This is a genomic window from Entomomonas asaccharolytica, from assembly GCF_016653615.1.
Classification (GTDB): domain Bacteria; phylum Pseudomonadota; class Gammaproteobacteria; order Pseudomonadales; family Pseudomonadaceae; genus Entomomonas; species Entomomonas asaccharolytica.
On sequence record NZ_CP067393.1, the window covers coordinates 2296595 to 2309903 of the forward strand.

The 13309-nt window shown below is 36.5% G+C and carries 15 protein-coding genes and 1 riboswitch; of the genes, 5 read left to right on the plus strand and 10 right to left on the minus strand.

All coding sequences use genetic code 11. The annotated features are described in order from the left end of the window. Nucleotides 1-83 precede the first annotated feature (83 nt). Nucleotides 84-258, plus strand: a riboswitch (yybP-ykoY riboswitch). A gap of 15 nt (nt 259-273) precedes the next feature. After that, entirely contained in the window at nt 274-843 is a 570-nt protein-coding gene (locus JHT90_RS10620; RefSeq protein WP_201090749.1) for a TMEM165/GDT1 family protein, read from the plus strand. Between the two features lie 212 nt (nt 844-1055). Further along, nucleotides 1056-2282 carry a serine hydrolase domain-containing protein gene (locus tag JHT90_RS10625; RefSeq protein ID WP_201090751.1) on the plus strand — a complete coding sequence of 409 codons (1227 nt, stop codon included), beginning with the start codon at nt 1056-1058 and terminating at the stop codon, nt 2280-2282. Between the two features lie 57 nt (nt 2283-2339). Here JHT90_RS10625 and JHT90_RS10630 read toward each other — a convergent pair whose 3' ends face one another. From JHT90_RS10630 to JHT90_RS10640, 3 genes are all read right to left on the minus strand, one after another. Continuing rightward, the gene (locus JHT90_RS10630) at nt 2340-3158 is read right to left on the minus strand and encodes a M48 family metallopeptidase (RefSeq protein ID WP_201090753.1); all 819 of its coding nucleotides are present in this window, start codon (nt 3156-3158) and stop codon (nt 2340-2342) included. A 190-nt stretch (nt 3159-3348) separates the two neighbouring features. Continuing rightward, nucleotides 3349-3558 (minus strand): cold-shock protein, encoded by a 210-nt coding sequence (locus tag JHT90_RS10635; RefSeq protein ID WP_201090755.1) that lies wholly within the window; start codon nt 3556-3558, stop codon nt 3349-3351. A gap of 325 nt (nt 3559-3883) precedes the next feature. Continuing rightward, nucleotides 3884-4261 carry a hypothetical protein gene (locus JHT90_RS10640; RefSeq protein ID WP_201090757.1) on the minus strand — a complete coding sequence of 126 codons (378 nt, stop codon included), beginning with the start codon at nt 4259-4261 and terminating at the stop codon, nt 3884-3886. Nucleotides 4262-4528: 267 nt separating this feature from the next. Between JHT90_RS10640 and JHT90_RS10645 the strand changes: the two genes are divergently transcribed. Together JHT90_RS10645 and JHT90_RS10650 are read left to right on the plus strand one after the other, a co-directional pair. After that, the gene (locus tag JHT90_RS10645) at nt 4529-5563 is read left to right on the plus strand and encodes a quaternary amine ABC transporter ATP-binding protein (protein WP_201090759.1); all 1035 of its coding nucleotides are present in this window, start codon (nt 4529-4531) and stop codon (nt 5561-5563) included. Next, on the plus strand, nt 5553-6584 hold the full coding sequence (locus JHT90_RS10650) for an ABC transporter permease (protein ID WP_201090761.1): 1032 nt from the start codon (nt 5553-5555) through the stop codon (nt 6582-6584). The genes JHT90_RS10645 and JHT90_RS10650 overlap by 11 nt, the downstream gene beginning before the upstream one ends. A 70-nt stretch (nt 6585-6654) precedes the next feature. Here JHT90_RS10650 and JHT90_RS10655 read toward each other — a convergent pair whose 3' ends face one another. The 3 genes from JHT90_RS10655 to JHT90_RS10665 form a co-directional block, all read right to left on the minus strand. Then, nucleotides 6655-7728 (minus strand): NAD(P)-dependent alcohol dehydrogenase, encoded by a 1074-nt coding sequence (locus JHT90_RS10655; RefSeq protein WP_201090763.1) that lies wholly within the window; start codon nt 7726-7728, stop codon nt 6655-6657. Between the two features lie 151 nt (nt 7729-7879). Beyond that, on the minus strand, nt 7880-8209 hold the full coding sequence (mdtI, locus tag JHT90_RS10660) for a multidrug/spermidine efflux SMR transporter subunit MdtI (RefSeq protein ID WP_201090765.1): 330 nt from the start codon (nt 8207-8209) through the stop codon (nt 7880-7882). Further along, nucleotides 8206-8568 carry an SMR family transporter gene (locus JHT90_RS10665; protein WP_201090767.1) on the minus strand — a complete coding sequence of 121 codons (363 nt, stop codon included), beginning with the start codon at nt 8566-8568 and terminating at the stop codon, nt 8206-8208. The genes mdtI and JHT90_RS10665 overlap by 4 nt, the downstream gene beginning before the upstream one ends. A 378-nt stretch (nt 8569-8946) precedes the next feature. Between JHT90_RS10665 and JHT90_RS10670 the strand changes: the two genes are divergently transcribed. Then, nucleotides 8947-10197, plus strand: coding sequence for a mechanosensitive ion channel family protein (locus tag JHT90_RS10670; RefSeq protein ID WP_201090769.1), 1251 nt, complete (start codon nt 8947-8949; stop codon nt 10195-10197). Nucleotides 10198-10355: 158 nt separating this feature from the next. Here the strand turns inward: JHT90_RS10670 and ppnP are convergent, their stop codons facing one another. The 4 genes from ppnP to JHT90_RS10690 all read right to left on the minus strand — a co-directional run bounded on the left by ppnP (nt 10356) and on the right by JHT90_RS10690 (nt 13302). Continuing rightward, on the minus strand, nt 10356-10640 hold the full coding sequence (ppnP, locus tag JHT90_RS10675) for a pyrimidine/purine nucleoside phosphorylase (RefSeq protein WP_201090771.1): 285 nt from the start codon (nt 10638-10640) through the stop codon (nt 10356-10358). 417 nt (nt 10641-11057) lie between these two features. After that, nucleotides 11058-11930, minus strand: coding sequence for a hypothetical protein (locus JHT90_RS10680; protein WP_201090773.1), 873 nt, complete (start codon nt 11928-11930; stop codon nt 11058-11060). 168 nt (nt 11931-12098) lie between these two features. Further along, nucleotides 12099-12584, minus strand: a complete 486-nt coding sequence (locus JHT90_RS10685; protein WP_201090774.1) for a DUF2726 domain-containing protein — start codon at nt 12582-12584, stop codon at nt 12099-12101. A gap of 7 nt (nt 12585-12591) precedes the next feature. Further along, the gene (locus JHT90_RS10690; RefSeq protein WP_201090775.1) at nt 12592-13302 is read right to left on the minus strand and encodes a tyrosine-protein phosphatase; all 711 of its coding nucleotides are present in this window, start codon (nt 13300-13302) and stop codon (nt 12592-12594) included. Nucleotides 13303-13309 lie beyond the last annotated feature (7 nt).

A 13309-nucleotide genomic window follows, 5' to 3' on the forward strand; every position in this document is an offset into this window, starting at 1 on the left:
AACTATTGTTTACATTATCTAATGATTACTTTTTTATTTAAAAATTAATGCTTGCCAAACAGACTTTTTTTAAGGCACAATGCACCCCGTCCTTAGGGGAGTAGTCTCCAGTTTAATTTTTGAACTGGGTTTACATCAACATACTTGATCCTCCTGATCATGGTGTAAACGACCTAGCGGTTTGACAAGACCTATGGCATAGATAACCAGACTTGTTGGGTGGGCTGGTTATATGTGTCATAGTGTAATTGTCCCACCCTTATGGAAAGTCTAATGGAAGCATTCTTAGTCTCTACGGGTATTGTCGCTTTAGCCGAAATGGGCGATAAAACACAACTTCTTGCCTTAGTACTCGCTGCTCGTTTTCGTGCCCCTATTCCCATTATTTTAGGTATTCTATTCTCTACCTTAGCTAACCATTTTATTGCAGGTGCTGTAGGTCATTGGTTAACAGCTTTGTTTTCGCCTGCCACCTTAAGCTGGATTCTAGCGGTGTGCTTTCTCGCCATGGCAATTTGGATACTCATCCCTGATAAACTAGATGACGATGAAACTTCTACTATTAAAAAGTATGGCCCATTTGTCGCTACTTTTATTGCATTCTTCCTTGCGGAAATGGGCGATAAAACGCAGATTGCCACCGTTATGTTAGCCGCTCAATATAACTCCTTATTTTGGGTGGTGGCAGGTACTACCATAGGTATGATGATTGCTAATGTGCCTGCGGTTTTATTAGGTAACTTTAGCGCGGATAAACTCCCCTTAAGAACTATCCATATTGTGGCTGCTTTAATATTTGTGGTAATGGCTGGTTTTGCTATTTACCAAGCAATCATCCTCTAACAACCTTATGCTGGGTAGAAATGGTGAGAAACTGTTTCTACCCATTATCAATAAGTCTTACTATGGTTTTCTTATAGTTAATCAGAACACTTTAATAGCAACTAATACAGCCCATTTCAAATAAATAGAGGCTGTTTAGTGATTGTTGAACTAACCATTGCCTTGCCTTATATTGCTCTACATAACGTACGATAAACAAAAGGATTAATGTTATGAAGCAATATTTTACAACCCCTGTACTCTTCTGGTTATTATTACTTTTATTGCCGACAACTACTTTTGCCAATCAATTAGAGCTAACTGAACAGTTAAATACCATCATTGAGCAAGCAATTGATGATGAAGATATAGTAGGCGCGGTGGTATTAGTCAGTAAAAATGGTAAGCTGGTTTATCAACAAGCTGCTGGCTATGCGGATCGTGAAACAGAACGCCCTATGACAGTAGACACTATCTTTCGTTTATCTTCTGTGAGTAAGCCTTTAGTAACAGCAGCAGCACTTAGGCTTATCGAACAACATATAATCAGTATTGATGATCCTGTTACTAAATACTTACCTGATTTTAAGCCTAAGCTAGTGGATGGCACAACGCCCACTATTACTATTCAGCAATTACTGACCCATACAGCAGGCTTAAATTATACGTTTTTCGAGGGAGAGACAGGTCCTTATCATCAAGCGAAGGTTTCTGATGGCTTAGATCAACCCGGCTTATCAATGGCGGAAAATTTACAGCGGATTGCTAGTGCGCCACTTATTTATAAACCTGGCACCAATTGGAAATACTCACTTGCTATTGATGTATTAGGCGCAGTATTAAGTAAAGCCACCAATCAACCCTTACCAGAAGTTGTAGCAACCTATGTCACTAAGCCATTAGCCCTGCAAGACACAGGTTTTACTACCACGGCTATTAATCGTTTAGCAACCCCTTACACCAATGATAAACCAGAGCCGCAGGCCATGAAAGAATACACTGAACTACCTATTTTAGGAGGTAGTAAGATTTCTTTTGTGCCTAACCGTTTTGCCAATGCAAACTCATACCCATCTGGTGGTGCTGGTATGTTGGGTACTGCTCCAGATTTTATGCGTTTTCTGTTAGCAATTGAAAATAATGGCCAGCCCATTTTAAGCCAATCTACTGTACAACAGATGTTAAAAGATCAAACCAACGGCTTAGCTCAATCTTATGATTTGGGTTGGAGCTTTGGTTATGGTGGCGCTATTTTAGAAAATCCCACCTTAGCTAAAACACCTCAATCAAAAGGCACCTTACAATGGGGTGGTGTGTATGGTCATAACTGGTTTTATGACCCTGTTAAAAAAATAGCTGTGGTTATTTTTACCAACACTGCCTTGGAAGGAATGTATGGACAATTTCCTAATGATATTAGGGATGCTGTTTATAATAGCTACTCTGCGAAAGAAAAATAAAACTGCAATAAAAAAGGACTAACCTCAGTTAGTCCTTTTTCTTAACACTGCTAGCAACTATTTAGTTTTCTTAGCCGCTTCGTACAATGGCATTACTTTTGGCATTGCAGCTTGTAATGAAGCAATACGATTATCATTAGAGGGGTGAGTACTCATAAACTCAGGACCAGAACCACCTAACTTATTCATTTTTTGCCATAGTGTTACAGCCGCTTCTGGATTATAACCTGCACGGGCTGATAGCTCTAAGCCAATTAAATCTGCTTCATTTTCATTAGTACGGCTATTAGGTAGTGTCATTAAATAGGTAACACCTGTTTGTGCTAAATTGATGCTGTCTGTTTTAACACCAAATATACCAGCAATTTCACTTGCTGCGCCTACACCATAGGCTTTCGACATTGATTCACGACCGTGCTCACGTAGTGCATGGGCAATTTCGTGTCCCATAATAGCTGCTATTTCATCATCTGTTAGCTGAAGTGTATCAATGATACCTGTGTAGAAAATAATCTTACCACCTGGGCCACAGTTAGCATTAATTTCATCACTTCTAATTAAATTAACTTCCCACTTCCAATTTTTTGCCTCAGGGCGGAAAATACCGACTTGAGCCACCAAACGATCTGCAACCGCTTGTAAGCGTTTCATTTGCTTATCACTTTTGCTTACTAAAGCACCTTGCGCTTGCGCCTCTTTTAAAGTTTCAGCATAGGCTTCTGCATACATATCATTAACTTCTTGCTCTGATAACATGCTAAACATATATTGTTTACGCTCTACACCTACTGCACCACCACTGGTTGTATTAGTAGAAGTACAACCAGTTATACCTATAGCAACAGCTAATACAGAACAACTTAATATTTTTTTCATCAACATCATCCCCTAGGGCTATTCAAACATACAGTCAATAGATAATAGAGTATTATCAAAACATTCAGTTACATTTATCGGCTTATTATAAGTAACTTTCTTTAATCTAACAATTACACCAAAAAATAGTGTACAAAAAAAATCCTAACTTAGCGAACTAAGTTAGGATTTTGTAACACTATATGCTTAACTATACCTTAACTACATCTTCAGCTTGCAGTCCCTTTTGTCCTTGCACTACTGAAAACTCCACTTTTTGACCATCTGTTAAAGAGCGATGCCCTTCTCCTCTAATAGCTTGGTAGTGCACAAATACATCTACGCCATTATCGCGCACTATAAATCCAAACCCTTTAGCATCATTAAACCATTTAACAGTGCCAATTTCACGTTCTGCCATAACCAACTCCAGATTACTTCTTTATAATATATTATCAAACATACCTTTATCAAAAGGCCTAAAACGGTAATTCCTAAAAAACTTGATTGTGCCAATCTTACTGTCAATAAATTGCAGAGTGAATTGCTCAAATCCCGCTCTCAAAATGACCGAGTATGTAGTATAGGTAATTGTAACAAGATAAAACACCTACCAAGATCAAAAAAAATGAAGTTACTTGGTGATATTTATAACTATTTATTATTTTCTTATATCCATATAGTTATAAAAAATCTTGGTGCTATTTGGCCATTTATTATAAAAAATACTAATTTTTAGTAATAATCTATTGTGCTACGCAACCACTTCCCTGATGACTCCAATTGGTTATTGTGCCCGCTTCAATAGTAAAGGTTGTTTTACATATTTCAGAAATAACCTGATAAGAACTATCATTAATAGGATCATAATAAGGCCAACCGCCTACATAAAAAGGCTGATAACGATAAGTAGTTTTAGGAATATATCGATTGTGTTGGGAATAATAAGCGATAAACTTTTTATCAGCGAGTTGGTATACATTATCAGGCGCCCCCCAACTATTAACTAGTTCTAGCTCAGGTTTGCCTAACCACTTATTTAATACTGCATCATATTTTTGTGTAGTTGCGGTTGTACAAGCAGTTAACACTAGCCCTATCACTATGATAAAAATGCTTCGCATGGCGCACCCCACAAATACTTATCGTTGTATATCAGTCTTTTTATAGCAAATACTTCACTATGTAAAATATATTTTAGTACAGTTAGCTACAAACTAGCTAATGTGACATGCTATAAATTATTTCCGATTAACATAACCCACTATTATTAGAAATATTAGTCAGTCATTTTTTACAATAGCCTTTACCCCCTATTTCCTATAAATAAAGTATAATGCCATGCTTAACTATAACTGGATATTTATGCTTAACGGTATCAAGGAACTTTAATGCATTCCCCAAAAATATTGGTTCGAAACCTTTACAAGATTTTTGGTAACCGTCCTAAAGAAGCTATTACGCTCTTACAACAAGGATGGACAAAAGAACAAATTCTTGAAGAGAAAGAACTACTTGTTGGTATTAACAATGTTTCCCTCGAAATCAACGAAGGAGAAATCTTTGTTATTATGGGATTATCTGGTTCTGGTAAATCTACCCTTGCGCGTCTTATCAATCGATTATACGAACCAACAGCAGGGGAAGTATTGATTGATAATCGTAATATTTTTAAATTAAATACCAGAGAGATTATTGCATTACGTTGTCAAGAAATGAGCATGGTGTTTCAATCCTTTGCTTTGTTACCAAACCGAACAGCACTAGGTAATGTAGCATTTGGGTTGGAAGTGGCTAAAGTGCCACGTAAAGAACGCGAAAAACGAGCGATGGAAGTGCTTGAACAAATGGGCCTAGCTAATTTTGCTAAAAAATATCCTCATGAATTATCAGGCGGTATGCAACAACGAGTAGGTTTAGCTAGGGCGTTAGCCCTAAACCCTTCTATACTTATCATGGATGAAGCCTTCTCTGCATTAGATCCGTTAAAACGTCGAGAAATGCAAGATATGCTTTTGCAACTGCAAAAAGAACATCGTCGCACGATTATTTTTGTATCCCATGATATTGAAGAAGCACTGCGAATTGGCTCACGAATCGCCATTATGCAGGATGGTTGCCTTGTACAAACAGGTACTCCACAGCAATTGATTACCAACCCTGCTAATGAATATGTGCGCAGTTTCTTTGATACCATTGATACTACTCGCTTTATTAAAGCAATCGATATTGCTGTTCCATTACCTGCCGAACAGCCTACACCTCTTGAATCAATTGCTGCTAATACCCTATTATCAGATGTTATCGAAAACTTAGTGATGAATAAAAAAGCTTTATTAGTGGTTGATGAACAAAATAATCATTGTGGTTTTATTTCAGAAGCACAAGTCTTAAGTGCATTATATGGAGCCAATAATGACCATTGAGTTTGATTTAGGCGATGCTATTGAGGATGGTGTCAATTTTTTACAAAACAACTGTGGTGCTTTTTTTAATACAGTTGGCGATAGTTTAGAGTACCTTGGTAAAACCATTGAAGCCTTCTTGCTAATTATTCCTCCTTGGTTAGTGATTGCGGTTTTTGTGGGTTTAGCCTTTTGGCGCATTAGCTATCGTTTTGCTATCTTTACTGCACTTGCTTTACTGCTTATTCTCTATGGCTTTGCCAATGGTTTTTGGGAGTTATCCTTACTCGCCATCTGGCTAGCTGTGCTGAGCATTTGGCGTAATAGAGTAACTTACGTTATTTCTGCCATCTCTTACTTATATTTACCTTATCTTTTATATGAGTTAGGTAAACCTGTAGGGTATTGGGATGCCACTATGATTACTTTAGGTCTGGTATTAAGCTCTACCCTTATCAGTCTTATTATTGGTATCCCGTTGGGTATCTGTATGGCTAAAAGCCGTTATGTAGAATATGTAGTACGCCCTATTCTCGATCTTATGCAAACGATGCCTGCCTTTGTGTATTTAATACCCGTTACAATGCTATTCAGTATTGGTTACAGCGTAGGGATTATTGCCACCATTATTTTTGCAATGCCGCCTGCGGTGCGACTAACCCATCTAGGGATTAGACAGGTTAATAGAGAGTTATTAGAAGCTGGTCGATCTTTTGGTTGTACCTACTGGCAGCTTTTATTTAAAGTACAGTTACCAAACGCTATGCCTTCGATTATGACAGGCGTGAACCAATGTTTAATGATGTCGCTGTCAATGGTGATTATTGCTTCAATGGTTGGTGTCGAGGGTTTAGGCCAATTAGTAAATGGTAGCTTAAATACGCTTAATATCAGTTTAGGATTTAAAAGTGGTTTAGCTGTTGTACTTTTAGCAGTAGTACTTGATCGCATTACGGAAAGCTTTGGTCGTTCGCAGTTAGATAAACGTAAAAGCCGTATTGAGTGGATTAAAGAACGGTTACATAATCTCCAAGAAAATTAATTTAACCTGTACCCATAAAAAAACCTTTAGCAAAACTGCTAAAGGTTTTTTGTTAAACAATGATGTTAGATCATGGCGTAATGGCAATCTTCATAACACCGTCACGTTGGTTGGCAAATAGATCATACGCTTCTTCAATTTGATCTAATTTATAGTGATGAGTGACTAATGGTTTAAGATCTACACGACCTGATGCAACTACCTCCATCAAACGACGCATACGCTCTTTACCGCCTGGACAGAGACCACTCACAATATCAATATCACCTAGCCCTGCTGCATACGCATCTAAAGGTATTTTAAGGTCATTGGAATAAACACCTAAACTCGATAATCTACCGCCTGGACGCAGTGATCTAAGACAGGATTCAAAAGTACCTTGGGTACCCAATGCCTCAATAGCCACATCCGCACCACGACCATCGGTTAAAGCCATGATTTGCTGCACAGGATCACCTTGCTTAAAGTCAATGACATGACTTGCACCCAACTTTTTCGCTACGTCCATACGTGCCGCTACAGTATCAACACCAATAATAGTAGTGGCTCCTAATAATTTAGCACCCGCCACAGCACATAATCCAATAGGACCTAATGCAAACACTACAACGATATCACCAATTTTAACAGCACCACGCTCAGCGCCTGAAAACCCTGTGGACATAATATCAGGGCACATTAATACTTCTGTATCTGATAAACCATCTGGGATAACACAAAGGTTGGCTTGCGCATCATTTACTAAAATATATTCTGCTTGTGAGCCATCGATGGTATTACCAAACTTCCAGCCACCTATGTGTTTAAAGCCATGTTTAGTATCAGGGCCATCCTGCGAACTACAACCACACATACAAGCATTACTGTGACCACTTGGGGTAATAGCACCCGCGATAACACGTTGCCCTTCTTTAAACCCTGTCACTTGACTGCCTAACTTTTCAATAATACCTACAGGCTCATGACCAACTGTCAGACCTTTTGCAACAGGGTATTCACCTTTCAGAATATGAACATCAGTACCACAAATCGTTGTTGTTGTTATTCGTACCAATGCATCTAAAGGGCCTACCTCAGGAATGGGTTTGTCTTCTAAAACGATACGATTTTTTTCTACAAAAACAGCAGCTTTCATTTTTGGCATTGTTTGACTCCTGTATTAGTTGTTGTTGCTCAATACATGGCAACTAAATACTCCCTACAAGAACTATTTATATCCTATAAAGAGGTTAAACTCAGCATAGGACATTGTGTCACAACAATCAACCTTATTAAGTCAATATAAAACTATTTAATTAAGCTAGTTTTAGTAATGACATACCAGCAATTAATAGTAGTATACCCAGCCACCCATGTAATTTAAGCCGTTGTTTAAAAAGTATCCAACCTAATGTCACAGTGGCTAAAATACCAAAACTTCCCCAAATTGCATAAGCCACAGATAAATCAATACCTTTAACAGCCTGTGCTAGAGAAGAAAAGGCAGCCAAAATACAGAGAATGCCAGCGATGCCCCATATTTTTTTAGCAAAGCCATCAGAGTATTTAATTAACACATTAGCAATTACTTCTAACACAATCGCTAACATTAAAAAAGCGACATGCCACCATGCTAAATCACTCATATCGCCTCCGTGCTACTATATGGCTTTATTTCTTTTGGGGTATGCACACCCAGTTTGATAAGTAGAATGCCTGACACCAATAAGCCTAACCCTAAAATTTTATAAGCATTTAAATACTCATTAAATAAAGCCACACTGATGGTTGTAATTAACACAATACCTATCCCCTCCCAGAGAGCATACGCCACACCTAAAGGAATTTTTCTTACCGCTAACGATAGTAAATAAAATGAACCGCCAATCATTATGTACATTACAAAATGACCTAACATGGGGTAGTTTGTACTGGCTAGCTTCATAGCTACTAAGCCAATAATCTCGCAGCCTATGGCCGCTAATAAATAAATCCAAGAACGCATTATTATTATCCTTATATACCTAACTAATAAGCATATAAAATCAATAGAGAAAGACCACTACTGAGGTATCTTTTAAGCAAAAAATAGTGATCAATAACGTAAGGTAGCAAGGTACCTTAAAAGAAAGGCGAACTCAGATATCTCCAGTCCAATGGTACTTCATGGAGAATAATGAAAAGGCGAAAGAAATCTCATAAAAAAACATAATGATTACTTTTTACCTTATTACCACTACAAAGTCAACAACAGCCCTCTAAATTAACAAGCTTTAAATACACTAATAATCTAATTATATTTTTTGGTTTGTCACAGAATAGTGATATGTTAGGCTATAAAGCTTTAATTATTAAATTACCAATATATAAAGAGAAGGAAGACATGCAGTATTACAATGACATGATCAATTGGTTACGAGAATACCCTCTATTTTTTACCATTATTTGCCTTAGTGTACTTATTATTTTCGCTTGGATTGCCAACTTTATTGTAAAGCGAATTTTAGTTCGCGGCATCACCAAGCTATTGCGAGCTACGGTTCTAAAACATGATGATGTATTAAGTAGACATAATGTCGTTTCACGTTTATCAAATGTAGTTCCTGCAATGGTTTTAGCACTGGGAATTAACTTAGTTCCTGGTCTTCCAGAAGTTTTTATACAAGTAATTGATAATGTCTGTGCAGCCTTTATAATCTTAACCTTGGTGCTTGCTATCGGTAATATATTAGATATCATCAATGTGCTTTGGCAAAAACGTCCAGATGCCATTAATAAGCCTATTAAAGGCTATGTGCAGATTGTTAAGATCTTTATCTATGCCGTAGCCACTATATTAATCATTGCTGCTTTAATTGATAAGTCACCTGTTATCTTATTATCAGGTTTAGGTGCAATGGCAGCAGTATTAATGTTAGTTTTCCAAGATACCCTACTTTCATTAGTGGCCAGTGTACAAATATCCTCTAATGGCATGATCCGTGTCGGCGATTGGATTGAAATGCCACAAGTAAATGCAGATGGCGATGTAATTGATATTGCTCTGCATACAGTTACAGTACAAAACTGGGATAAAACCATTACCACTATTCCTACTAAAAAGTTTTTATCAGAATCTTTTAAAAACTGGAAAGGAATGACTGAAGCGGGTGGACGTCGTATCAAAAGAAGTATATTTATTGATCAAAACAGCATACATTTCTTGACTAAGGAAGAAGAAGCACATTTAAGAAAATTTAATTTATTAAAAGACTATTTAGCAGATAAAGATCAAGAAATAAAAAACTGGAATAAAGAGCATGGTGATGACTATGAAGTCAATTGTCGCCGTATTACAAATCTTGGCACTTTTAGAGCTTATGTGGAAAAATACTTAAGAAGTCATCCAAAAATACATAAAAATATGACATTACTGGTGCGTCAACTGGCTTTAACTGCTGAAGGTATTCCTTTAGAACTTTACTGTTTCACCAATGATATTAGTTGGAGCGCTTATGAGAGCATTCAGTCTGACATATTCGATCATTTACTCGCTATTTTACCCGAATTTGGATTAAGAGTATTCCAAGATCCTACGGGAGGCGATTTAGCCAATATACGTTTAATTCGTGCTAGTAAAACAGACAGTAACTAATTACGCAACAAAGGTGGATAATAATTATTATCCACCTACTACTAGCCTATTAATGAATGCTGCATAGAAAAACACATTATCTAACTAAGCGCCTTAATGCTGTTTCTATGGCTACTTGTTGATTTCCATTCATACAACTACAATCACTCTATCATTTATTACTCATGATACTCGCAAAGATAGGCTGTGGTCATTCTAGCTTTTACCTGAAACTTACTGTTAGCGGGCACATGAAAAAAAGTTCCCGTTGCATAAGATTGCCACTCTTGTTGACCTGCTAACTTAATAGTCAACAACCCACAAATAACTCGCATAACTTCTGCTTTACCCGTAGCAAACTCATATTCACCTTTTTCCATTACGCCTACACTAACAGGAAAAGCTTCTGTATTAAATCCCATTGATTTAACCGCACCATCAAAATATTGATTTATCTCTATCATTTATTCACCTTTTAGTATAATATAAGACATCCCATAATATCATATAATGTTTAAAAACAGTCAGTTACATTTATTGATAGCAAATAAGAAATATCTTGTTACAAATAAATGCTGGTTTTCTTTAACTTATATAAAAAAGCACTTTACCAACACGTAAATGGTTGATAATATGGAGACAAGTAAAGGTTACACCATATCTCAGAGATGAGATGTACAGAATTGTCGTTACTCTGAAAGAGTACTTCTAAACAGGGATTATTTGCTTAGGATAGCACAGCGAGGCCTGCACGGAAACAGGAGTTAAGGCGTGGTACGGATGTCAAGGTCGGTTTACATGGATTGTAGACAAACAGTCTGAGACTGTTTTTAGCATGAGAGATTATTATTAGGAGTATTTTCAAGGGTAACGACATTTTTTTACCCTTTATTTTTTACCTTTCTTTTACTGTATGTTCCTTTTTGTTTTACTTCCAACACTTCTCTAATTAGAGATGATTTTATTGTCATTTGTTCTAATGGCATTTCTGTTCCACTATAAAAGTTTTGTATCCCTTGTTGTAAACTCATAGGTAATTGATCTATAGAGACAGCTAACGGCTGATTTAATATTGCTTCATCCATCAAATTATCGTCTAGTTTTAAAAAATATTGATAATCTTCTGCTAATAATGCCTTTTCCCTACTAGGCCATAATTGCATAAACTGCTTTGTTTTATTATTACACTCAATAGCCATTTTAGGTGTTTGATTATCATAGATTGCTTCAGGTATAACTTCATAGGAAATAAATACAAAACTCAAAAAATAACGACTATAAGTAGTAGGACAAACAACACCATGAGCTGATAGTTGGTCATGCTCATTTGGTATTTGTAGCCAACTAAAACTAACCATTTTGGCTACAGGTAGCTGCTTTACTTTATCCCATGAACGCGTTGCAAATTCGCTATGATGATTAAATAAATAAATTTTCACCCTTAAGCTAGGATTAAACGCAAAAATTAATAAGATAAATAATAAGGCGGCACTAAGTAACTGAGTAAAAAAATTAACCCAATACTTTTCTATAAGAATAAATAACAAAGAAATGTAACATGCAGCCATTCCAATAAAAAAAATAAAATCTAAACGGTCTGATTGAATTTGTATAAAATAAGTATCCAGTGATTCAATATTTAATAAATGAACAACTATTCCTAATCCTATACAAATACACATAATCGTTAATAAAAACAGATTACGTGTTAACACATCAATAAAAGACAATGATTGCTGCATATTAGACTGCAAAACTTTATTTCCTTTATAACTCTATATACCTAAACATTTTATCAACTTACTTATTGAAAGAGTCAATAATTGCACGCTTAAGCACATTTTTAAAAGCCCAGATTATAATTGATTACTGACGATGAGAATAATGGCTCAATTATTACGTTATGTTTATACCTACAAATTTTATTCATCTCCTTCTAATAAATTAGCTAACTGCAAATCATTGGGTAAATGACTGGTTTGGATACGTATCAGCCGTACACCTGCTGCTTTGAGTGCTTTACTTTTACGCTGATCTGCTTCGCGGCGTCTTTTAAGCAAATGGCTACGATCATCCAACTCTATAGCAGCTACCATTTCTAGCCTATCATCTAAAATCACAAAATCCAAACTCATATACCATATTTTATTTAGCCACTTTAATTCATTTTTTCCTCGAGGAGGCCGAATAACCTGACTTAGATGTACTTGAGCAAGAATATGATAATGAGGGAATGTACGTTTAAGCTGCCAGTAAAACTTTTTCTCAATAGGTGACATCACAGGTACTGCTTGATAGGGCCATGCTTGAGCCTTTTTCAAGATAACAACCACTATCGTCACTGCCACTAAAACCAATAAAGCTAGTGCTGGATATAGTAGAAGTTGCAGTACCTGCGCTGTATGCATAAAATCACTAACTCTCTAAATAATGATTACGAATAGCTTTTATATCTATACCGAGCGTATCAGTTAAATAGCTATTAATACCGCCAAACTCCTTATTAATCATTTGTAATGAGTGATCTAAATATTCTGGTGAAACACCCAATATAGCGTCTAATGCTTCATCATCAATTGCGCTATCGATAAAATCAGCAATTTGCTTTTTCAATCCCATGATGGCGTTATTGGAATTTAAGTAATCCTCTAAAATCGTATCAAAATCAACATCTAGCGCAGATAATAGAAGTAATGATGCAAACCCTGTACGATCCTTGCCTGCTGTGCAGTGATAAAGCATTGTTTTGCCAAGTTCCGCCTGTTTTAATAAATAACGAAACTGACTTTGAAACGCTATGGGAAACCGTTGATAAACACCGTTCATCATTTGTATTGCTTTCTGCTTAGTAAGCCCATCAGCAAAAAAGCCGCTTAAATCACCTGTAAAAATGGGCTGTGCAACCCAATTAAAGTATTCAGCAAATACTTGTTCAGAATGACGCTTTTCGTTGTCACTACGAAAATCTATAATCTCATCAAGTGCTAATTGCTGTAAGTACTCACGATCTCGCTCACTAGCAACACTAGGATTACCTGCCCTAAATAACTTATTGGTCTTAATTTGCATACCTTGTTGGGTAACAATACCACCCAACTCTCGCATATTAACAATATTTTCCACCACACTATTA